Origin of the sequence: Streptomyces sp. NPDC058052, from assembly GCF_042885515.1 — a bacterium.
Lineage (GTDB): Bacteria > Actinomycetota > Actinomycetes > Streptomycetales > Streptomycetaceae > Streptomyces.
Genome location: NZ_JBHVRX010000001.1, coordinates 1 through 20,227 on the forward strand (window position 1 = coordinate 1; position 20,227 = coordinate 20,227).

The following is a 20,227-nucleotide window of genomic DNA, read 5'->3' on the forward strand; positions in this document are numbered from 1 at the left end:
GCCCCCGCCGGAACGGTCCGGCGGGGGCTCCTCGCACGTACGGGCCGGGCGGTCAGGCGCCGAGCTTCTGCTTGACCTGGGCCAGCGACGGGTTCGTCAGCGTCGAGCCGTCAGGGAAGAGGACGGTCGGGACGGTCTGGTTGCCGCCGTTGGCCTTCTCCACGAACTCGGCCGACGCGGGGTCCAGCTCGATGTTGACCTCGGTGTACGCGATGCCCTCGCGGTCCATCTGGCCCTTCAGCCGGCGGCAGTAGCCGCACCACTCGGTGCTGTACATCGTCACAGTGCCCTGCATCGCCAGGCGCTCCTCTTGGTTCGGGGGTCGGTGCCGAAGGGAGAACGTACGCCACCCGGCCGTCCATTCCCGCACCCCGGGTGAGCTGCGCCGCTCCCCGCCCCCCGCGGCCGGGACGATCATGCGACGGTACGACCACGACCCCCGGCCTGTGGACGACGCGCCGCACCGACCCCGCCCGACCTGGCAGCATGGCGGAGTGACAGCAGCAACGCACTCCCCTCTCTTCCCGCGGGTCCCGGAGACCGCCGACGCGGTGCTCGACGGGCTCGACCCGGAGCAGCGCGAGGTCGCCACGGCCCTGCACGGCCCGGTGTGCGTCCTCGCGGGCGCCGGCACGGGCAAGACCCGGGCGATCACCCACCGGATCGCCTACGGGGTCCGGGCAGGCGTGCTGCCGCCCTCCAGCGTGCTCGCCGTCACCTTCACCAACCGCGCCGCGGGCGAGATGCGCGGCCGGCTCCGGCAGCTCGGCGCGGGCGGCGTCCAGGCCCGCACCTTCCACTCGGCGGCCCTCCGCCAGCTCCAGTTCTTCTGGCCGAAAGCGATCGGTGGCCCGCTGCCCCGGCTCGTGGAGCGCAAGGCGCAGCTGGTCGCCGAGGCCGCGGCCCGCTGCCGCGTCCGGCTCGACCGGAACGAGCTGCGGGACGTCACGGCGGAGATCGAATGGGCCAAGGTCACCCAGACCGTCCCCGCCGACTACCCGGCGGCGGTCGCCCGCTCCCGGCGCGACGCCCCCCGGGACCCGGCCGAGATCGGCCAGCTCTACGCGATGTACGAGCAGCTCAAGGGCGAGCGCTCGGTGATCGACTTCGAGGACGTGCTGCTGCTCACCGTCGGCATCCTCCAGGACCGGCTCGACATCGCCGAGCAGATCCGCCGCCAGTACCAGCACTTCGTCGTCGACGAGTACCAGGACGTCTCCCCGCTCCAGCAGCGCCTCCTGGAGCTGTGGCTGGGGGAGCGGGACAGCCTCTGCGTGGTCGGGGACGCCAGCCAGACGATCTACTCCTTCACCGGCGCCACCCCCGACCACCTGCTGGACTTCCGCGGCCGCCATCCGCACGCGACCGTGGTCAAGCTGGTCCGCGACTACCGCTCCACGCCCCAGGTCGTCCACCTCGCCAACGGCCTCCTCGACCAGGCCCGCGGCCGGGCCGCCGACGCCCGCCTGGAGCTGGTCTCGCAGCGCGAGCGCGGCCCCGAGCCGGTCTACACCGAGTACGGCGACGAGCCCGCCGAGGCCGAGGGCACCGCCCGCCGGGTCCGCGACCTGATCGCCTCCGGCGTCCCGGCCGGCGAGATCGCCGTCCTCTACCGGATCAACGCCCAGTCGGAGGTCTACGAGCAGGCCCTCGCCGACGCCGGCGTCCCCTACCAGCTGCGCGGCGCCGAGCGCTTCTTCGAGCGCCAGGAGGTACGGGAGGCGGGCGCGGCCCTGCGCGGCGCGGCCCGCTTCGGGGCGAACGACGCGCTCCTCGACGGCGCCGAGGACCTGCCGGCCCAGGTGCGGGCGGTGCTTTCCGGCCACGGCTGGAGCAGCCGGCCGCCGGCCGGTTCCGGCGCGGTCCGGGACCGCTGGGAGTCGCTCGCCGCGCTCGCCCGGCTCGCCGACGACTTCGCCGCCGCGCGCCCCGGCGCCACCCTCTCCGACCTGGTCGCCGAGCTGGACGAGCGGGCCGCCGCCCAGCACGCCCCCACCGTCCAGGGCGTCACCCTCGCCTCGCTGCACGCCGCCAAGGGCCTGGAGTGGGACGCCGTCTTCCTGGTCGGTCTCACCGACGGCATGCTGCCGATCACCTACGCGAAGACGGACGCGCAGGTCGAGGAGGAGCGCCGGCTGCTCTACGTGGGCGTCACCCGCGCCCGCGTCCACCTCACGCTCTCCTGGGCGCTCTCCCGCTCCCCGGGCGGCCGCCCCGGCCGCGTCCCCAGCCGCTTCCTCAAGGGGCTCCGCCCCGGCTCCGGCAGCCGGGGCACCGGCCACGGCGCCGCCGCCGGCGGCATCGAGCGGGGCGGCTCCGGCCCCTCCGGCGAGGGCGCCCGCCGCCGTCCGCGCGGCCCCGTCCGCTGCCGGGTCTGCGGCACCACCCTCACCGAGGCCGGCGCGATGAAGCTGCTCCGCTGCGAGGACTGCCCCTCCGACATGGACGAGGGCCTGTACGAGCGGCTGCGCGACTGGCGGGCCGTCCGGGCCCACGAGCTCGGCCAGCCGGCCTATTGCGTGTTCACCGACAAGACGCTCATGGCGATCGCCGAGCGCGTCCCCGGCTCCGGCGGCGAGCTCGCCGTGATCGCCGGGGTCGGCGCCCGGAAGCTGGACCGGTTCGGAGCCGACGTCCTCGCCATCTGCGCAGGTGAGGACCCGGATGAAGAGGGTGCCGCGAGCGCGGAGGACGTCTGATCGAAACTCGTGGGAAAAATAGTTTGCGCCCGCCCCGTCAAGCCCCATAGGTTCTTAACCACGCAACAGCGGCTTCTTATGAAGCCCTGTCTCGTGCTGTACTTGTCCAAATAAACATCGAGAGCCCGGCTCGCACCCGAGCTCTCCGAGACGCCGAGAGGAGGCGATTCCAGTGATCAGCAACATCAACGTCATCAGCAGCAACGTCAGCACCGTCGTCAGCACCGCCAAAATGACCGATCGCTCGGTCGTCTCCGCCTGCTCGCTCGGCCTCTCCGCCTTTGCGCTCCTTGGCAGTGGTCTGCCCGTCACCGGTCTGTCCGGTCGCGGCGTGGCCCTCATCGAGCGCGATGAGCGACCGACCAAGGCACGGGTGGCTGAAGAGGGCAAGGCCGGAATCACGGCCTATGGCTTCGCGGCGGCCGGTGCCGGCAAGCAGCAGACGACGCAGCACCACACGATGTGGGCCTTCCGTGGGCTCGAACCCTGGAGTGATCCAGCCTGACCTGATCAGGCCGGCGCCTTCAGGGCCGCGGAACCCCACCCGGGATCCGCGGCCCTTCTGTTTGTCCCCGAACGGGGGCGACGGAACGAAGGGGCCTCGGGACAAGCAACCCGGTACCAGCCGAAGACCCGGCCCACCGGCCGGAACGACCAGACGAGGAAAGACACCCGTGCAACTCGAAGCGCACGCCCCGTCCGTACCGCCTTCCGAAACGATCCCCCCGTCCGGCCTCACGGAGGACCACGCCTTGACCCCCCTGACATCGCTCACCGCGCTCGACGACGCCATCGAGAACCTCGGCGTCCCCGTCCCCTGCCGTGCCTACGACCCGGAGGTCTTCTTCGCCGAGTCCCCGGCCGACGTCGAGTACGCGAAGTCCCTCTGCAAGACCTGCCCGCTGGTCGCGGCCTGTCTCGCCGGTGCCAAGGAGCGCCGTGAGCCCTGGGGTGTCTGGGGCGGCGAGCTCTTCGTCCAGGGCGTGGTCGTCGCCCGCAAGCGGCCCCGTGGCCGTCCGCGCAAGAACCCGGTCGCGGCATGACCGCCGTCACCTGGGAGGCACCCCACAAGGCCCCCAGGCGTACCGGAACGATCGACCACCCCCTCACGCACGATCCCCAGAAGCAGGCCCCGATGACCACGCCCGCCACCGAGCCCATCCGCTCCGCTACCCCCGACTTCTCCACCACCGGCGCCCCCGCGCTGCGTCAGAACAGGACCCGTGACATGCAACTCATCCCAGAAGCCCTGGCCCGTGCCCATATGCACGAGCGACAGCGTGAGGCCGACGCGGAACGTCAGGCCGTGCGCCTGATCGCCGCCCGGCGCATGCAGCGCCGCGCCGAGCGCGTCTCGCTGCGCGCCCGCCGCGCGCTGGCCATGGCCGTCATGCACTGACGCCCCACCAGGCGTCCCCGCGGGGGCCGGTCCGAACGGACCGGCCCCCGCGGTGCGTTGCCCCGCCGCGGCCGCCCCGCCGGGCTATCGTCACGAGGATGAACGAGCCCCGCGCCGCGGAGGAGCCCGTGGCCTGCGCACGCTGCGGCAGGACCGCCGACACCCTCCCGATCACCTGGACCTGTTCCGTCGAGAACGGCCGCCGCGAGTACTTCTGCGAGGAGTGCGCCCGGGCCAACATCCGGGCCATCGAGGGCCGCCTCGACTCCTCCTGGTGGTGAGCCCTCAGGCCGCCGGGTCGAAGCCGGGCAGCCAGGCGGACAGCTCGTCCCGCAGCCGGACCGACGCGTTGAGCTGGCAGAGCACCCCGATCGTCGAGAGCGTCACCCGGTGGATCAGCAGGTACGACGGCGGCAGGTTCAGCTGCCGCCCCAGCTGGTGCGCGGGGGAGCGCGGATCGGCGATCCGGGCCGCCTGCGTCCGCATCCAGCCCCGGGTGAAGACGAAGGACTCCGCCTCCGCCGGCTCGATGATCGGCAGCAGGTACTCCAGGACCTCGTCCGGGTCGAGGGCCACCGACTCCTTCACGAAGCCCTCCTCCCGCAGCAGCGCGTACACCTGCTCCGCCTCGCCGTCCAGCGTCATCCTCAGACAGGTCCCGATCGTCTCCGGAAGCCCGCCGGGCAGCCGGTCCACGGTGCCGAAGTCCAGCACCCCGAGCCGCCAGCCCGCGGGATCCTCCGCCCCGTCGCCGTCGCCGTCGCCGTCGCCGCCGGCCGGCAGCAGCCGGAAGTTCCCCGGGTGCGGATCGGCGTGCAGCAGCCCCGTCCGGGCCGGCCCGGAGAAGAGGAACCGGGCCAGCAGCTGCCCGGCCCGGTCCCGCTGCTCCTGGCTGCCGTCCGCGATCACCTCCGCCAGCGGGATCCCGTCCATCCACTCCGTCACCAGCACCTGCTCCGCCTGGTGCACCACCGCCGGCACCACCACGTCCGGATCGTCCGCGAAGACCTCGGCGTGCTCCCGCTGCGCCCGCGCCTCCAGGGCGTAGTCCAGCTCCTCCGTCACCCGCTCCCGCAGCTCCGTGATGAGCGGCTTCACCTCGATCCCCGGCACCAGCGGCCCGAGGAGCCGGGCGAACCGGCTCAGCTGCGCCAGGTCCGACAGCAGGGCCTCCCCGGCGCCCGGGTACTGCACCTTGACCGCGACCTCGCGCCCGTCGTGCCAGACCGCCCGGTGCACCTGCCCGATCGACGCGGCCGCCGCCGGCTTGTCCTCGAACTCCAGGAACAGCTCCCGCCATTCCGCCCCGAGCCGCTCCTCCAGGACCCCGTGCACCGTCCGCACCGGCATCGGCGGCGCCGCCTCCTGAAGCTTCGTCAGCGCCGCCCGGTACGGCCCGGCGATCTCCTCCGGCAGCGCCGACTCGAAGACCGACAGCGCCTGGCCGAACTTCATGGCCCCGCCCTTGAGTTCCCCGAGCACCTTGAACAGCTGCTCCGCCGTGCGCTCCTGGAGCTCCCGGGCGACGAACTCGGCGGACTTGCCGCCGATCCGCTTGCCCAGGCCCCAGGTCGCGCGGCCCGCGAAGCCCAGCGGCAACGCGGCCAACTTGGCGGTCCGGGTGACCGCCTTCCGGGGAAGATCAGACATGCGCCCCTCCAATTCCCAGACTGTCGTGCCGCGCAGGGCTGCGCCCCGCCATTGTGGACCGAGCCTCCCCGGCTGCCGAGACGCCCACCCCCACCCTGCCGCGCGCGGCGCCGCAGGGACAGGCCGGGTGCGGCACCAGCCGCTGGGACCGCCACGCCAGCGTCGGCGCCGCGGCCTCCCAGCGGGTCCCCGTGCTCGCCGGAAGCTCCCCGTCGAGGAAGGCCAGCGCGTGCGCCGCGGCGAGCCCGGCCACCGCCGCCGCCAGCGCCACGTCGCAGGCCGGCAGCGGATGCGGCGCCCCCGAACGCCACTGCGCCAGGAGCCGCGGCCACGCCGGGTCCCGGTCCGTCGCCTCCTCCTGGAGGCACCGGGCGCACGCCGTCCCGCCCGGCAGCACCAGCGGACCCACCAGTCCGGTCGCCTCCAGCACCCCCGCGTACAGGTGGGGGACCCCCGCCGTCATCCACGGCTCGGCCGCCACCGGGTCCGGCACCAGCACCCCCAGCCCGTCCCGGGGCGTCACCAGCACGAGCGACACCGGCACCCCGCCGTCCCCGTCACCCCCTCCGGTCCGCCGGCCCGCCCGCCGCGCGGCCACCGGTCCGCGGGCCCAGCGCCCCACGAGCCGCCGCGCCGCCGCCACCCGCCGCTCGCCGACCGCCTCGGCGGGCAGTCCGCCCGGCGCCGTCTCCCACGGCTCCACCCGGCCGCCGTCCACCACCTCCACCGTCCCGACGCCCGCCGCGGCGAGCAGCGCCGCCACCGTGCCGCCCACCCGTCCGGCGCCCCGCACCCGCACCCGCCGCTCCCGCCGGGCCGCCAGGGTCCGCAGTGCCCGGTCCGGCTCCGGGCACACCACCGACAGCGCGGCCAGATCCGCCCGCAGCGGGTCCAGCGCCGTGTCCACCGCCCCCGCCTCGGGGCCCGCCCGCCCCGGACGCCCGGCCCCGGCCTCCACGAGCAGCCCCGCCGACGCGAGCCGGGCGAGCAGCGCGTCGAGCCGCCCCTCCGGCAGCCCGAGGCCCGCCGCCTCCCCGCGCAGCAGCGCGGTGCCGCGCGTCCCGTCCATCAGCCCGAGGAGCCGGCCCGTCGCCGCGTCCACCGGGTCCAGCACCACCGCGTGCGCCGGCGCCACCCCGTACTGCACACACGTCAGACTCCGCCACGCCCGGCGCAGCGCCGGCTTCACCATCGGATGCATCCCCGCCCCCGTCCCGCTCCGCGTCCTCTTCCCGGACCAGGCTGCCCTCCGGCGCGGAACGGCGCCCAAAGTTGTCCACAGGCCCGCCCGAAAGTCATATAGGTCATACGAAGGGGATTCCTTTGTGCGCGCCGGGTACCGTCGAGGGCGTGCCAGTCGAGATCCGCAGGAGCGCCCGCCGCACCCGATCCGTCTCCGCGTACCGCGAGGGGGACCGCACGATCGTCCTCATCCCGGCCCGGATGTCGGAGGCCGAGGAGCGCCGCTGGGTCGGGGTGATGCTGGAGAAGCTCGCCGCGAAGGAGAAGGACAAGGAACGCCGCGCCACCCGCGGCGACACCGAGCTGGCCGAACGGGCCGGCCGCCTCTCCGGCCGGTACCTCGACGGGAAGGCCCGCCCCGACTCGGTGCGCTGGGTCACCAACCAGAACAGCCGCTGGGGCTCCTGCACCCCCGCCGAGGGCTCCATCCGGCTCTCCCACCGCCTCCAGGGGATGCCCGAGTACGTCGTCGACTACGTGCTCCTGCACGAGCTCGCCCACCTCCTCGTGCCCGGCCACGGCCCCGGTTTCTGGCGCCTCCTGGAGGCGTACCCGAGGACCGAGCGGGCCCGCGGCTACCTCGAAGGAGTGGCCGCCGCCGGCCGCCTCCCGCACCCTCCGGAGGGGGACCCGGCGGCCTGAGGTCCGATTTACCGATTCCGTACCGGAACCGACCCGCCCTGTCTCAATGTCGTTCCCAGCGGTTAGCCTGACGCGAGTCATTCGCCATCGGGATGGGGGACGGTCGTTACGCATGGCCAGGGAATTCCAACGCGGCCACAAGGCCAAGATCAGTGATCTGACCGCGGGTACCGATCTGTACGTGGGCGTGCAGATCGCGGCGCCCGGGCTCACCTTCGACATCAGCTGCTTCGGGCTCGACGCCGACGAGCGGCTCTCGGACGACCGCTACTTCGTCTTCTTCAACCAGCCGAAGTCGCCCGAGGAGTCCATCCAGCTGCTCGGCGCGCAGTCCGGCGACACCGAGTCCTTCCGCGTCACCCTCGACCGGATCCCCCCGCAGATCCACAAGCTCTCCTTCACCGCCACGATCGACGGCGACGGCCAGATGTCGCAGGTCGGCCCCGGCTGGATCCGGATCGTCGCCGGCGGCGAGGAGGTCGCCCGGTACGCCTTCACGGGTGCCGAGTTCTCCACCGAGCGCGCGGTCATGCTGGGCGACTTCTACCTGAAGGACGTGTGGCGGTTCGCCGCCGTCGGCCAGGGCTTCGACGGCGGCCTGGAAGCGCTGCTGCGGAACTTCGGCGGAGAGGTCATGGAGGAGGAGCAGCCCGCGGCCCAGCCGCCCGCCGCCCCCCAGCAGGCCGCGCCGGCCTTCGGCGCTCCCGCCCCGGCCGCGGCTCCGCCGGCGTTCGGCGCCCCCGCCGCCCCGGCCCCCGCACCCGGCTACGGCACCCCGCAGCCCGGCTACGGCGCCCAGCCGCCGACCCCGCCGCCCGCCCCGCAGCCGGTGCACACCCAGCCGACGATGGTCGCGCCGCTGGCCCCCGCCCCGGTGCCGCCGCCCGCCCCCGCGCCCGGCGCCCCCGGTCCGTACGGGCAGCCGCCGCAGGCCCCCTACGGCCAGGTGCCCGGACAGACCCCGCCGCCCGGTGTCCCCTACGGCCAGACCCCGCCGCCGTACGGCCAGCAGCCCGGCTACGGCCAGCCGGCCCCGTACGGCCAGCAGCCCGGCATGCCTCCGGGCATGCCGCCGCAGGGGGTGCCGCAGGGCGCGCCCGCGGGCGGCGCCGGGCTCGCCGCCGCGCTCGCCCCGTTCAAGGAGACCGCGACCGGCGCCCGCTGGACCCCGCAGAACCAGCAGCTCATGCGGGTGGACCTCGCCATGGGCGGCACGCCCGTCCTGGCCCGCCAGGGCTCCATGGTCATGTACCAGGGCAAGGTGGACTTCTCCTACAAGGGCGCGGGCTTCGCCGGCCGGATCGTCGGCAACGCCACCGGCCAGGAGATGCAGCTCATGCGCTGCACCGGCCGCGGCCAGGTCTTCCTCGCCGAGAACGGTGCCCATCTGCACCCGATCGAGCTCCAGGGCGACGCCATCTGCGTCTCCGCGGAGAACGTGCTCGCGTTCGACGAGACGCTCCAGTACGAGGTCCGCCGCGTCGAGGGCCACGGCATCCCCGGCGGCGCGCTGTTCACCATGCAGTTCCAGGGCTCCGGCACCGTGATCGTCAAGACCCACGGCGTCCCCGTGGTCCTGCCCGTCACGCCGACGACCTTCGCCGACTGCAACGCGGTCGTCGCCTGGTCCGCCGCCTCACAGGTCATTCTCTCCAGCCAGGTCCGGCTCCGGCGCAACGCCTTCCCCGGCCACAGCGGGGAGACCGTGAACCTCCAGTTCCGGGGCGCTCCCGGCAACTTCATCGTCGTCCAGCCGTACGAGGTCTGAGGGAGCCCGACACCATGAACCAGCAGCTCGCGGGCTTCGCCCCGACCCCCATCGCGGCCCGCATGGAGAACCACGGCCGCACCATGCTCAAGGTCGCCATGGCCTCCGGCCAGGACCTCTACGCACGGGCCGGCTCGATGGTCGCCTACGAGGGCTTCATCAGCTACGAGCCCAACCCGCCCGCCGTCCGCCAGGTCGCCAAGGAATGGGCCACCGGCGAAGGCACGCCGATCATGAAGTGCACCGGCGACGGCCTGCTCTACCTCGCCGACTACGGCGCCGACGTCGTCGTGATCAACCTCCAGAACGACTCGATCTCCGTCAACGGCAGCAACCTCCTCGCCTTCGACGCGCACCTCCAGTGGGGCGTCGAGCGCGTGAAGGGCCTCGCCAAGTTCGCCGGCCAGGGCCTGTTCAACGTGGAGATCGCCGGCACCGGCTGGGTCGCGCTCACCTCGCGCGGCACCCCGATCGTCGTCGACTGCGGCCGCGGCGAGGACGAGACGTACGTCGACCCCGACGCGCTCGTCGCCTGGTCGCCGGCGCTCAAGGTCAAGGGCAAGCGCAGCTTCAAGGCGTCCTCCCTCATCGGGCGGGGCAGCGGCGAGGCATACCAGATGGCCTTCTCGGGCCAGGGCATCGTCGTCGTACAGCCCAGCGAGGACAGCAGCGACCGCCTGCGGGTCCGGGGCTGAGGGGGAGCGAGAACATCATGCAGAGCCCGCTTTTCAACCACGCCGAGCAGCAGAGCCAGGAGCGGTACGTCATCCAGAACCCGCAGCTGCTGCGGGTCAGCCTCACCGGCCACGACGACATCCTCGCCCGCAAGGGCGCCATGGTCGCCTACCAGGGGCTCGTCGACTTCGACGGCGAGTACCAGAGCTCCAGCCAGCGGCAGGCCCGCGCCCGCACCGGCGAGGGCCTCGACCTGATGCGCTGCTCCGGCCAGGGCACGGTCTACTTCGCCAACCTCGCCCAGTACATCCACGTCGTGGAGGTCGAGCAGGAGGGCCTCACCGTGGACAGCTCCTACGTGCTCGCGCTCGACACCAGCCTCCACACCGAGGTCATCGCGGTCGACAGCCAGTACGGGGTCTCCGGCACCGGCAAGTACCAGCTCAACATCACCGGCCGCGGCAAGGTCGCCCTCATGACCTCGGGGCAGCCGCTGATGCTCCAGGTCACCCCGGAGAAGTACGTCAGCGCCGACGCGGACGCGATCGTCGCCTGGTCCACCTCGCTGCGGGTCCAGATGCAGGCCCAGACGCACAACAGCAGCGTCCGCAGCCGCCGCGGCTCCACCGGCGAGGGCTGGGAGCTCAGCTTCCTCGGGCAGGGCTTCGCCCTCGTCCAGCCCAGCGAGGTCATGCCCCCGCAGAACGCGGCGATCGGGCAGGGCGTCGCCGCCCAGTTCGGCGTCGGCCAGCAGGGCGCCCACGGCCAGAACCAGAACAACGCCTGGAACTGAGCCCGCGCCACCGCACGCGAAGGGCGGCCGCCCCGGTCGGAACCGGGGCGGCCGCCCTTTCGCGCGTGCGCCGTCACCTCACAGGCGGGCCAGCGTGCCCTCCAGCAGCCGCACCACCGAGGTGTCCGCGACCGAGGCCACCTCGTCGTACGCGAACCACCGGAGGTCCAGCGACTCCTCGCTGATCCGCTCCACCCCGTCCGCCGGGGCGAGCGCCGCGTACTGCACGTCGAGGTGCCAGTGGCACGGCGCCGGGATCGAATGCCGGTCGAGCCGCACCGGGCCGCCCAGCAGCAGCGTCAGACCCGCGACGCCCGACTCCTCCGCGGCCTCCCGCAGCGCCGCCGCCTCGACCGTCGGATCGCCCTCCTCGCAGTGGCCGCCCATCTGCAGCCACATGCCCAGCTTCTTGTGGAGGGTGAGCAGCACCCGCCCGCGCGAGGGGTCGATCACCAGCGCGCTGCTGGTGAGGTGACCGGCCCCGCACGGCTTGTACATGCCGTCCGGATGCGCCGCCAGGTGCTCCAGGTACAGGTCGCGCAGCTCCGGCTGGTCCTCGTACTCCTTGAGGACGAGGACCGCGTCGTCGTGCAGACTCACTTCTCGTCGTCCCCGTCCTCGGGCGCGTCGCCCCGGGCCGCCTCGCCGAGCATCTTGTCCAGCTCGGAGAAGTCCATCTGCTCGCGGTGGACGAAGCCGTCCGGGTCGTCGAGGTCGGTCGCCGTCGGCAGCATGTCGGGGTGCTCCCACAGGCCGTCGCGCCCGTCGACACCGCGCGCGTCGGTGAGCGAGGCCCACAGGCGGGAGGCGTCCCGCAGCCGGCGCGGGCGCAGCTCCAGACCGATCAGGGTGGCGAAGGTCTGCTCGGCCGGGCCACCGGTGGCACGGCGCCGGCGCAGCGTCTCGCGCAGCGCGTCCGCCGAGGTCAGCCGGGACTTGGCGGCCTCGTGGACCACCGCGTCCACCCAGCCCTCGACCAGCGCGAGCGCCGTTTCGAGCCGCGCCAGGGACGCCTTCTGCTCGGGCGTGTCCTGCGGCTGGAACATGCCGGACTGGAGCGCCTCCTGGAGCTGCTCCGGGTGGGTCGGGTCGAGCTGGGAGACGGCCTCCTCCAGCTTCGAGGTGTCGACCTTGATCCCGCGCGCGTAGCTCTCGACGGCACCGAAGAGGTGCGCCCGCAGCCACGGCACGTGGGCGAAGAGACGCTGGTGGGCGGCCTCGCGCAGGGCCAGGTAGAGCCGCACCTCGTCGAAGGGCACGCTCAGGTCCTTGCCGAACGACTCCACGTTCAGCGGCAGCAGCGCGGCCCGGCCGGCCGGGCCGAGCGGCAGGCCGACGTCGGTCGAGCCGACGACCTCGCCCGCGAGCGCGCCGATGGCCTGCCCGATCTGCTGGCCGAACATGGCGCCGCCCATCGACCGCATCATGCCGATCAGCGGGCCGGCCATGGCCTGCATCTCCTGCGGCAGCACGTCGCCCATGGCCGTGCCGACCCGCTCGGCGACCGGGTCCACCAGCTCCTTCCACGCCGGGAGGGTCGCCTCGACCCACTCCGCGCGGCTCCACGCCACCGCCGTGTTGGCCCCGGAGGGCAGCGAGGTGACCTGGTCGAGCCAGAGGTCGGCGAGGCGGACCGCCTCCTCGACCGCGGACTTCTCGGCCGGGCCCACGCTGGCGTCCTTGACGCCGTCGGCGGTGCCCTGGGCGACCACCTGGCGGGCGATCTGCTTGGCCATGTCCCAGTTCACGGGACCGCCCTCGTAGCTGAGCATCTGCCCGAGCTGCTGGAAGGCCGCGCCCAGATCGTTCGGGTTCATCGACCCGAACATCGCGGCGAACGGATTGTCCGCGCCGCCCTGGCCGCCGCCCATGCCGGGGAGACCGCCGAATCCGAACGGGTTCGCCCCGAACGGATTGCCGCCGCCCTGGCCGCCGGACCCCTGGCCACCTCCGGCGGGGTCCTTCTTCTTGCCTTCGTCGCCGTCCTCCGGCTCCTCCGGCGGAAGGCCGAATCCGAATGGGGTGTCACTCACAGGTTTCCTCGGCTCCTAGGGCCACCGGCTTCTGCCGGTGGCGACTGCCCGCTGCACAACACCAGCGTAGACATCCGGGTCGGATATGGGCTCAAGTCTCCGCCGGGCCGTGCCCTGCGGCAGGATGGACGCCACCTGGTACGTACGCGTCATCCCCGTACGTACTGAAGACAACCACTGGAGTCGGTCGGTGAGTTCCCCAGATCCGCAGGTTCGCGGAGCGCGAAACCACTCAACCCGGTCCGCCGTGCGCGGCCCCGTCGTCGCGGTCACCGGCGCCGCCACCGGTGTCGGCGCCCTGCTGACCAGGCGTCTTGCCGATTCGGAGGAGATCCGGCAGGTCGTCGCCATCGACGAGCGGCGAGGCGAGGTGGCGGAGGCCACCTGGCATGTCCTCGACGTGCGGGATCCGGCCATCGCGGAGAAGCTGCGCGGAGCCGACGTCGTCGTGCACCTCGCCGTCGACCTCGACCTGGAGTCGGATTCCGCCGCCCGGACGGCCTACAACGTGCGCGGCACGCAGACCGTCCTCACGGCCGCCGCGGCGGCCGGCGTCCACCGGGTCGTCCTGTGCACCTCGACGATGGTCTACGGCGCCCTGCCCGACAACGACATCCCGCTCTCCGAGGACGCCGAGCTGCGGGCCACCGCCGAGGCCACCGGCGTCGGCGACCTGCTGGAGATCGAGCGGCTCGGCCGCCGCGGCTCCCGCGCCCACCCCGGCCTCAACGTGACCGTGGTCCGCCCGGCCGTCCTCGTCGGCGGTACGGACACGGCGCTGACCCGCTACTTCGAGTCGCCCCGCCTCCTGGTCGTCGCCGGCTCCCGCCCCACCTGGCAGTTCTGCCACGTCGAGGACCTCGTCAGCGCTCTGGAGTACGCGGCGCTGGAGAAGGTCGACGGCGAGTTCGCGGTCGGCTGCGAGGGCTGGCTGGAGCAGGAGGAGGTCGAGGAGCTGTCGGGGATCCGCCGCATGGAGCTGCCCTCCGCGGTCGCCCTCGGCGCCGCGGCCCGGCTGCACCGGATCGGCCTCACCCCGTCCCCGGCCGGCGACCTCGCCTACACCATGCACCCCTGGGTGGTCAGCGTCGGCCGGCTCCACGACGCGGGCTGGCGGCCGCGGTGGACCAACGAGGAGGTCCTCGCGGCGCTCCTGGAGGAGGTCCAGGGCCGGCACACGGTCGCGGGCCGCCGGCTGGGCCGCAAGGACGCGACGGCGGCGGGCGCGGCCGGTGCCACGGTGGCCCTCCTGGGCACCGCGGCCCTGGTGCGGCAGATGCGCAAGCGGCGCGGCCTGTAGGACCCTCCTACGGAGGGTCCCGGTCCACCGGTCGAAAGCGCTATTCCGGGATGCCGGCGGCGTGCGGCACCATGGACGGCATGACCACGACGCACGACCACCCCGGTGAGCAGGCCGCGGACGACCCGATCAAGCTGCTCGCCATCCGCGACACCCCGCTCTCGGTCGACGAGGTCTTCCGGGCCGTCGGCGACGCCGCCGCGGGGGGGACGACCCTCTTCGTCGGCACCGTGCGCAACCACGACGGCGGCGCCGACGTCGACGCGCTGGGCTACTCCTGCCACCCGAGCGCCGAGGCGGAGCTGCGCCGGGTCGCGGAGAAGGTCGTGGCGAACTACCCGGTCCGCGCCCTGGCCGCCGTCCACCGCGTCGGCGACCTCGCGGTGGGCGACCTGGCGGTCGTCGTGGCCGTCTCCTGCCCGCACCGCGGCGAGGCGTTCGAGGCGTGCCGCAAGCTGATCGACGACCTCAAGCACGAGGTCCCCATCTGGAAGCACCAGACCTTCTCGGACGGCACCGAGGAGTGGGTGGGGGCCTGCTGAGCGTCCGCCCCGAGACTGGGGGTCCCCCGGACGGAGTCCGGGGGAGGGTGGGGGCCTGCTGAGCGTCCGCCCCGAGACCGCAAGAAGGCGCGCCGACACGGCGTAGCCGAACGCCCGATTTGCGTAACCGGCCCCCAGGCACGAGCGTTGTTGGCACAGATGAATAATCTGCTGATCAACTCACTGGGGATGGGAGGTCGGGATGGCAGCGCTGGCCTGGTTGCTGATTCCGCTTTTCGCAGTCGTCGGCGCGGCGATATGGGGAAGCTGGGTCCAGAGGAACAAGACCATAGGTGACGTGGCCGAGCTCGCCGGCTACGCCCGTTTCAGGGACGCCATGGAGCGTTCCCACCCGACCGCCGCCCCCGGCCCCGCTCCGCTCCATCCGGTCCACGAACCGGCCCCCGCGGAGTCCTGACGGCCTTCCGGTCCGCCCCGCCGGCCGCGTCCCGTACGGCCCGCCCCAGGGGTGCGCGCACAGGCGAGTCCCGTACTGTCGTTCCATGCCACGCCGCACCGCGACGATGCTCGCCTCCACCCTGGTCCTGATCTGCCTGCTGATCGCCGGCGTCCTGATCCCGGTGCCGTACTCGGAGATGAGCCCCGGCCCCACGGTCAACACGCTGGGCGAGGCCCGCGGCGAGCCGGTCCTCCAGATCTCCGGCCGCAAGACCTACCCGACCGACGGCCACCTCAACATGACCACGGTCAGGGTCACCAGCGCGGACTACAAGATGAACGCCGTCGAGGCGGTCTACGGCTGGCTCGCGCACGACAACGTGGTCGTGCCGCACGACACCCTCTACCCGGACGGGAAGACGGAGGAGGAGTCGAGCCAGGAGAACGCGGAGGAGTTCAGCCAGTCGCAGGAGAGCGCCAAGGTGGCCGCCCTCGACGAGCTCGGCATCCCCTTCACCACCCGGGTCGTCGTCGCCTCCGTGGTGAAGGACTCCCCGGCGGAGGGCACCCTCCACGCCGGTGACGTGATCAAGGCCGTCGACGGGGTGGCGGTCACGAAGCCGGCGGACGTCGCCGCGCAGGTGACCAAGCGGAAGCCGGGCGACAAGGTCGAGTTCACCGTCGTCCCGGCCAAGGAGGCGGCGGCCGCCGAGAAGGCGCACAAGGAGGCCACCGTCACCCGGAAGGTGGTCATCACCACCGTGAAGTCCGAGGAGGGCGACCGGGCGATCGTCGGCATCCAGGCCGGCACCGACCACGTCTTCCCGTTCACCATCGACATCAAGCTGGCCGACGTCGGCGGCCCCAGCGCCGGCCTGATGTTCGCCCTCGGCATCGTCGACAAGCTGACCCCGGAGAGCCTGACCGGCGGCAAATTCGTCGCGGGCACCGGCACCATCGACGACGACGGCAAGGTCGGGCCGATCGGCGGCATCCAGATGAAGCTGGTCGGCGCGCGGGACGCGGGCGCCGAGTACTTCCTCACCCCGGCCGACAACTGCGCCACCGCCGCCGGCGACACCCCCGACGGGCTCACCCTGATCAAGGTCGACACCATCGACGACGCGACGCGGTCCCTGGAGAAGCTCCGCAAGGGCGACACGGCGGGCCTGCCGAGCTGCTCGAAGAGCTGAGGCCGGTGCGGGACCCCGGCGGGGTCCCGCGGCCGTGCGGGCTCAGCCCGTCTCTTTCGGATCGTGCCGGGCTCGCCTAGCCCTCGAAGGTCGCGGCCAGTGCGTCGGCGAGCCCCGGCACCAGGTCGGGGCCGGTCAGCACCTCGGTCGGCGAGTCCTTCTCGCGCAGCCGGATCGCGGCCTCCCGGGCCCCGCTCCTCAGCACGGCGACCGTCATCCGGACCTCCTGGCGGTCCGGGTGCCGGGCGACCCACTTGTTGAGGGCGGCGCCGCTGAGGTCCTTGGGGACCTGGGCCTCCGCCGACGGCGGCAGCATCAGCCGCTCCACGGTCAGGGCGCAGCCGGCGACCCCGTCGGGCCAGGCGATCGTGCCGAGGAACTCGTCCAGCGGCTTGCCCTTGGGGATCTCCTCCTGCTCGATGGGGGTGTAGGCGGTGGCGTCCTCGCCGAGCTTCAGGGAGGGCGCCTGGGCCCGCAGGCGGGCGGTGTCGACGAGGGCGAAGAGGCGGGCGGGCCGGTCCCAGCCGAGACCCGAGGCGTACTCGTCGATCTCGAGCACCGCGCGGGTGAGGGGACTGGAGGCCATCGGCGGGCCCGAGGGGGAAAGGTTGGACATGACCAATATCCTGCCTCCTCTTCCCCCGGAGACGGGAACTAGGTAAAGCGTCAGTAAGTTGCATCTGTGGGCTCTACGATCGCGGGGCCCGCTTTCCGACGCATCAACACCGAGGGGCGCACGTTGGCTTTCCAGATGCCTGACCGTGGCGGAGGCCCGTCCGGGCCAAGGATCAGAGTCGGCCGGCCGTCCCGGCGGGCCCGCACCCTGCTGATGACACTGGGCGTGCTGGCCGTCCTGGCCATGGCGTTCGTGATGTTCGCCGGGTTCTGGACGGACTGGCTCTGGTACCGCTCGGTCCACTACTCGTCCGTGTTCACCACCACCCTGTGGACCAAGATCGGGCTGTTCGCGGTCTTCGGCCTGCTCATGGGCCTGGCCGTCGGCCTCAACATCTGGCTGGCGTACCGGCTGCGGCCGCCGCTCAGCGCGATGTCGCTGGAGCAGCAGAGCCTCGACCGGTACCGGATGGGCGTCGCCCCCTTCAAGAAGTGGGTGCTGCTCGCGGTCACCGCCCTGGTGGGCCTGATCGCCGGTGCCTCCGCCTCCGGTCAGTGGCGCACCTGGCTGATGTGGGTCAACGGTGTCGACTTCGGCGAGAAGGACTCCCAGTTCGGCAAGGACGTCTCGTTCTACGCCTTCGACCTGCCCTGGTACCGGTTCCTGCTGGCGTTCGGCTTCGCGGCCGTGGTGCTCTCCCTGATCGCCGCGGCGATCACGCACTACCTCTACGGCGGTCTGCGCGTCACCAGCCCCGGTGCCCGCGCCACCGCCGCCGCCACCGGCCACCTCTCGGTGCTCCTCGGTGTCTTCGTCGCGCTGAAGGCCGTGGCCTACTGGCTCGACCGGTACGGCCTGGCGGTGAAGTCCAGCGACTTCAAGGCCACCGGCAACTGGACGGGCCTGCGGTACGTCGACGCCAACGCCTACCTGCCCGCGAAGACGATCCTCTTCTGCATCGCCGTCATCTGCGCCGTGCTCTTCTTCGCCACCCTGTGGCGCCGCACCTGGCAGCTGCCGGTCATCGGCTTCGGCCTGATGGTGCTCTCCGCGGTGCTGATCGGCGGCCTGTACCCGGCGATCGTGCAGAAGTTCCAGGTCCAGCCGAACGAGCAGGCCAAGGAAGCCCCGTACATCCAGCAGAACATCGACGCGACCCGCAAGGCGTACGCGATCGACGAGACCAAGCTGGAGAACTACTCGGGCAAGTCGACGGTCAAGGACAAGCAGAAGCTGCGGACGGACGCCGACTCGGCGGCCGCCTACCGCGTCCTCGACCCGAACATCGTCTCGCCGACCTTCCAGCAGCTGGAGCAGAAGCGGAAGTACTACCAGTTCCCGACGACGCTCGACGTGGACCGCTACAAGGGCCAGGACGTCGTCATCGGTCTGCGCGAGCTGAACATCCGCGGCATCCCGAAGCGGAACTGGATCAACGACCACTTCACCTACACCCACGGCTACGGCGCCATCATGGCCCGCGGCACCCAGACCGACGCCAACGGCTCCCCGGTCTTCACCGAGTCGGGCCTCCCGACCACCGGTGAGCTCGGGAAGTACGAGCAGCGGATCTACTACGGCGAGAAGACCGACCAGTACTCGATCGTGGGCGGCCCCCAGAAGGAGCTGGACTACGAGGAGAACGGCGAGAAGACCACCAGCTACGGCGGCAAGAGCGGCGTCAGCCTGGAGAACGCCTTCAACCGCGCCGCGTACGCGGTGGCCTTCAGCGAGCCGCAGATCCTCTACTCCGGAGCCATCGGCGACGGGTCGCGGATCCTGTACAACCGCACGCCCAAGCAGCGCGTCGAGGCCGTCGCCCCCTGGCTGACGATCGACGGCGACGCCTACCCGGCCGTCGTCGACGGACGGATCCAGTGGATCGTCGACGCCTACACGACCAGCAACGGCTACCCGTACGCCTCGCGGACCACGCTCGGCGACACCACGGCCGACTCGCTGACCGTCGGCAACCAGCAGCGCGCGGTCGTCGCCCAGCAGAACCAGGTCAACTACATCCGCAACTCGGTGAAGGCCACCGTCGACGCGTACGACGGCACGGTCAACCTCTACCAGTGGGACACCGAGGACCCGGTCCTCAAGACCTGGATGAAGGCGTTCCCCGGCACGGTGAAGGCCAAGGCGGACATCAAGGCGGACCTCCTGGAGCACCTGCGCTACCCGCAGGACATGTTCAAGGTCCAGCGCGAGCTGCTGACCCGCTACCACGTCACCGACCCGGCCCAGTTCTACAGCGGCTCGGACGCCTGGCAGGTGCCGGACGACCCGACCAACAAGGACAACGTGGCCGTGCCGCCGTACTACCTGAGCATGAAGATGCCCGGGGACACGGAGCAGCGCTTCTCGCTGACCACGACGTTCACCCCCAACGGGCGGCCCAACCTGGGCGGCTTCATGGCGGTCGACGCCGACGCCACCAGCAAGGAGTACGGCCGGCTGAGACTGCTGCGGGTCACCGAGGACGTGCCAGGACCGGCGCAGGTGCAGAGCAAGCTCAACGGTCTGCCCGACGTGGCCACCTTCGTCCGCGACATGAAGGGCGCCGACTCGGACATCCAGTACGGCAACCTGCTCACCGTGCCGCTCGACGGCGGGTTCCTCTACGTGGAGCCGGTCTACGCCCAGGGACGGAACGCGCTCTACCCGCTCCTGAAGAAGGTCGCGGTGTCGTACGTGGACGCCGACCAGCCGGACGGCGACACCACCAAGGACACCACGGTGTTCGAGAACAACCTCACGGACGCCCTCAACGCGGTCTTCGGGGTGGAGGGCGCGACCCCGCCGACCACGCCGCCGGGCACCGAGCAGCCGCCGACCACCCCGCAGCCGCCGGCCTCGGCGGACGCGGCGCTGAAGGCGGCCATCGCGGACGCCCAGAAGGCGTACGACGCGGGCGAGGCGGCCCTCGCGAAGGGCGACTGGGCGGCCTACGGCAAGGCCCAGGAGGACCTCCAGGACGCCCTCGAGAAGGCCGCCGAGGCCGGGGCGAAGATCAAGCCCCAGGAGGGCTCCGGCAGCTGACCTGCGGGATTCACCCCGCGTCGTGATAGTGTTACTTCATCGACGCGGGGTGGAGCAGCTCGGTAGCTCGCTGGGCTCATAACCCAGAGGTCGCAGGTTCAAATCCTGTCCCCGCTACTGACACGAGGGCTCGGATCCATAAGGATCCGGGCCCTCGTCGCGTGTCGGGGTGACGGGGGGTGCCGAAGAGCGGTACGGAAGGGGCGAGTTGAGGCGTCTCGTGTTTGACTTGTC

The 20,227-nt window shown here is 72.4% G+C and carries 20 protein-coding genes and 1 tRNA gene; 15 read left to right on the plus strand and 6 right to left on the minus strand.

What is annotated here, in order from left to right:
* Positions 1 to 52 precede the first annotated feature (52 nt).
* Positions 53 to 295 (minus strand): mycoredoxin, encoded by a 243-nt coding sequence (locus tag ACFVU3_RS00005; protein WP_390062259.1) that lies wholly within the window; start codon positions 293 to 295, stop codon positions 53 to 55.
* A gap of 199 nt (positions 296 to 494) precedes the next feature.
* Between ACFVU3_RS00005 and ACFVU3_RS00010 the strand changes: the two genes are divergently transcribed.
* The 5 genes from ACFVU3_RS00010 to ACFVU3_RS00030 all read left to right on the plus strand — a co-directional run bounded on the left by ACFVU3_RS00010 (position 495) and on the right by ACFVU3_RS00030 (position 4,379).
* On the plus strand, positions 495 to 2,699 hold the full coding sequence (locus ACFVU3_RS00010) for an ATP-dependent DNA helicase UvrD2 (protein ID WP_390062260.1): 2,205 nt from the start codon (positions 495 to 497) through the stop codon (positions 2,697 to 2,699).
* A gap of 172 nt (positions 2,700 to 2,871) precedes the next feature.
* Positions 2,872 to 3,204, plus strand: coding sequence for a hypothetical protein (locus tag ACFVU3_RS00015; protein WP_390062261.1), 333 nt, complete (start codon positions 2,872 to 2,874; stop codon positions 3,202 to 3,204).
* Between the two features lie 169 nt (positions 3,205 to 3,373).
* Positions 3,374 to 3,742 carry a WhiB family transcriptional regulator gene (locus ACFVU3_RS00020; RefSeq protein ID WP_031013886.1) on the plus strand — a complete coding sequence of 123 codons (369 nt, stop codon included), beginning with the start codon at positions 3,374 to 3,376 and terminating at the stop codon, positions 3,740 to 3,742.
* The gene (locus ACFVU3_RS00025; protein ID WP_390062262.1) at positions 3,739 to 4,098 is read left to right on the plus strand and encodes a hypothetical protein; all 360 of its coding nucleotides are present in this window, start codon (positions 3,739 to 3,741) and stop codon (positions 4,096 to 4,098) included. The genes ACFVU3_RS00020 and ACFVU3_RS00025 overlap by 4 nt, the downstream gene beginning before the upstream one ends.
* A gap of 98 nt (positions 4,099 to 4,196) precedes the next feature.
* Positions 4,197 to 4,379 (plus strand): hypothetical protein, encoded by a 183-nt coding sequence (locus ACFVU3_RS00030; RefSeq protein WP_390062264.1) that lies wholly within the window; start codon positions 4,197 to 4,199, stop codon positions 4,377 to 4,379.
* 4 nt (positions 4,380 to 4,383) lie between these two features.
* Here ACFVU3_RS00030 and ACFVU3_RS00035 read toward each other — a convergent pair whose 3' ends face one another.
* Both ACFVU3_RS00035 and ACFVU3_RS00040 read right to left on the minus strand, forming a co-directional pair.
* Positions 4,384 to 5,748 (minus strand): ABC1 kinase family protein, encoded by a 1,365-nt coding sequence (locus ACFVU3_RS00035; RefSeq protein ID WP_390062265.1) that lies wholly within the window; start codon positions 5,746 to 5,748, stop codon positions 4,384 to 4,386.
* On the minus strand, positions 5,741 to 6,949 hold the full coding sequence (locus ACFVU3_RS00040; protein ID WP_390062267.1) for a TOMM precursor leader peptide-binding protein: 1,209 nt from the start codon (positions 6,947 to 6,949) through the stop codon (positions 5,741 to 5,743). The genes ACFVU3_RS00035 and ACFVU3_RS00040 overlap by 8 nt, the downstream gene beginning before the upstream one ends.
* Positions 6,950 to 7,098: 149 nt before the next feature.
* Here ACFVU3_RS00040 and ACFVU3_RS00045 point away from each other — a divergent pair, with 149 nt between their 5' ends.
* From ACFVU3_RS00045 to ACFVU3_RS00060, 4 genes are all read left to right on the plus strand, one after another.
* Entirely contained in the window at positions 7,099 to 7,632 is a 534-nt protein-coding gene (locus ACFVU3_RS00045) for a M48 family metallopeptidase (RefSeq protein ID WP_390062269.1), read from the plus strand.
* A 112-nt stretch (positions 7,633 to 7,744) separates the two neighbouring features.
* Entirely contained in the window at positions 7,745 to 9,400 is a 1,656-nt protein-coding gene (locus ACFVU3_RS00050) for a TerD family protein (protein WP_390062271.1), read from the plus strand.
* Positions 9,401 to 9,414: 14 nt separating this feature from the next.
* A complete protein-coding gene (locus ACFVU3_RS00055) occupies positions 9,415 to 10,095 on the plus strand; it encodes an AIM24 family protein (protein ID WP_390062272.1) in 681 nt (226 codons plus the stop codon).
* 17 nt (positions 10,096 to 10,112) lie between these two features.
* The gene (locus ACFVU3_RS00060; protein ID WP_390062274.1) at positions 10,113 to 10,868 is read left to right on the plus strand and encodes an AIM24 family protein; all 756 of its coding nucleotides are present in this window, start codon (positions 10,113 to 10,115) and stop codon (positions 10,866 to 10,868) included.
* A 78-nt stretch (positions 10,869 to 10,946) separates the two neighbouring features.
* On the opposite strand, the gene ACFVU3_RS00065 is transcribed toward ACFVU3_RS00060, so the two are convergent.
* On the minus strand, positions 10,947 to 11,468 hold the full coding sequence (locus ACFVU3_RS00065) for an NUDIX hydrolase (protein ID WP_390062275.1): 522 nt from the start codon (positions 11,466 to 11,468) through the stop codon (positions 10,947 to 10,949).
* Positions 11,465 to 12,901, minus strand: a complete 1,437-nt coding sequence (locus ACFVU3_RS00070) for a zinc-dependent metalloprotease (RefSeq protein ID WP_390062276.1) — start codon at positions 12,899 to 12,901, stop codon at positions 11,465 to 11,467. The genes ACFVU3_RS00065 and ACFVU3_RS00070 overlap by 4 nt, the downstream gene beginning before the upstream one ends.
* Positions 12,902 to 13,091: 190 nt before the next feature.
* Here ACFVU3_RS00070 and ACFVU3_RS00075 point away from each other — a divergent pair, with 190 nt between their 5' ends.
* From ACFVU3_RS00075 to ACFVU3_RS00090, 4 genes are all read left to right on the plus strand, one after another.
* Positions 13,092 to 14,201: an SDR family oxidoreductase gene (locus tag ACFVU3_RS00075; protein WP_390062277.1), complete on the plus strand. Its 1,110-nt coding sequence runs from the start codon at positions 13,092 to 13,094 to the stop codon at positions 14,199 to 14,201.
* An 80-nt stretch (positions 14,202 to 14,281) separates the two neighbouring features.
* The gene (locus ACFVU3_RS00080) at positions 14,282 to 14,743 is read left to right on the plus strand and encodes a molybdenum cofactor biosynthesis protein MoaE (RefSeq protein WP_390062279.1); all 462 of its coding nucleotides are present in this window, start codon (positions 14,282 to 14,284) and stop codon (positions 14,741 to 14,743) included.
* A 202-nt stretch (positions 14,744 to 14,945) separates the two neighbouring features.
* A complete protein-coding gene (locus ACFVU3_RS00085; protein WP_390062280.1) occupies positions 14,946 to 15,161 on the plus strand; it encodes a hypothetical protein in 216 nt (71 codons plus the stop codon).
* Between the two features lie 85 nt (positions 15,162 to 15,246).
* Positions 15,247 to 16,335 carry a PDZ domain-containing protein gene (locus ACFVU3_RS00090; RefSeq protein WP_390062282.1) on the plus strand — a complete coding sequence of 363 codons (1,089 nt, stop codon included), beginning with the start codon at positions 15,247 to 15,249 and terminating at the stop codon, positions 16,333 to 16,335.
* A 76-nt stretch (positions 16,336 to 16,411) separates the two neighbouring features.
* Here the strand turns inward: ACFVU3_RS00090 and ACFVU3_RS00095 are convergent, their stop codons facing one another.
* Complete coding sequence (locus ACFVU3_RS00095) at positions 16,412 to 16,951, minus strand: PPA1309 family protein (protein WP_390062283.1); 540 nt, start codon at positions 16,949 to 16,951, stop codon at positions 16,412 to 16,414.
* A 135-nt stretch (positions 16,952 to 17,086) separates the two neighbouring features.
* Between ACFVU3_RS00095 and ACFVU3_RS00100 the strand changes: the two genes are divergently transcribed.
* Positions 17,087 to 19,993 carry a UPF0182 family protein gene (locus ACFVU3_RS00100; protein WP_390062284.1) on the plus strand — a complete coding sequence of 969 codons (2,907 nt, stop codon included), beginning with the start codon at positions 17,087 to 17,089 and terminating at the stop codon, positions 19,991 to 19,993.
* A 43-nt stretch (positions 19,994 to 20,036) separates the two neighbouring features.
* Positions 20,037 to 20,110, plus strand: a tRNA-Met gene (locus ACFVU3_RS00105).
* The last annotated feature ends 117 nt before the right edge of the window (positions 20,111 to 20,227 follow it).

What these genes read in the sequence shown, in the direction of transcription:
- ACFVU3_RS00005 (WP_390062259.1), bottom strand. Translation starts at nt 295, where the DNA reads ATGCAGGGCACTGTGACGATGTACAGCACCGAGTGGTGCGGCTACTGC.
- ACFVU3_RS00025 (WP_390062262.1), top strand. Translation starts at nt 3,739, where the DNA reads ATGACCGCCGTCACCTGGGAGGCACCCCACAAGGCCCCCAGGCGTACC.
- ACFVU3_RS00030 (WP_390062264.1), top strand. Translation starts at nt 4,197, where the DNA reads ATGAACGAGCCCCGCGCCGCGGAGGAGCCCGTGGCCTGCGCACGCTGC.
- ACFVU3_RS00035 (WP_390062265.1), bottom strand. Translation starts at nt 5,748, where the DNA reads ATGTCTGATCTTCCCCGGAAGGCGGTCACCCGGACCGCCAAGTTGGCC.
- ACFVU3_RS00040 (WP_390062267.1), bottom strand. Translation starts at nt 6,949, where the DNA reads ATGCATCCGATGGTGAAGCCGGCGCTGCGCCGGGCGTGGCGGAGTCTG.
- ACFVU3_RS00050 (WP_390062271.1), top strand. Translation starts at nt 7,745, where the DNA reads ATGGCCAGGGAATTCCAACGCGGCCACAAGGCCAAGATCAGTGATCTG.
- ACFVU3_RS00055 (WP_390062272.1), top strand. Translation starts at nt 9,415, where the DNA reads ATGAACCAGCAGCTCGCGGGCTTCGCCCCGACCCCCATCGCGGCCCGC.
- ACFVU3_RS00060 (WP_390062274.1), top strand. Translation starts at nt 10,113, where the DNA reads ATGCAGAGCCCGCTTTTCAACCACGCCGAGCAGCAGAGCCAGGAGCGG.
- ACFVU3_RS00080 (WP_390062279.1), top strand. Translation starts at nt 14,282, where the DNA reads ATGACCACGACGCACGACCACCCCGGTGAGCAGGCCGCGGACGACCCG.
- ACFVU3_RS00085 (WP_390062280.1), top strand. Translation starts at nt 14,946, where the DNA reads ATGGCAGCGCTGGCCTGGTTGCTGATTCCGCTTTTCGCAGTCGTCGGC.
- ACFVU3_RS00090 (WP_390062282.1), top strand. Translation starts at nt 15,247, where the DNA reads ATGCCACGCCGCACCGCGACGATGCTCGCCTCCACCCTGGTCCTGATC.
- ACFVU3_RS00095 (WP_390062283.1), bottom strand. Translation starts at nt 16,951, where the DNA reads ATGTCCAACCTTTCCCCCTCGGGCCCGCCGATGGCCTCCAGTCCCCTC.
- ACFVU3_RS00100 (WP_390062284.1), top strand. Translation starts at nt 17,087, where the DNA reads ATGCCTGACCGTGGCGGAGGCCCGTCCGGGCCAAGGATCAGAGTCGGC.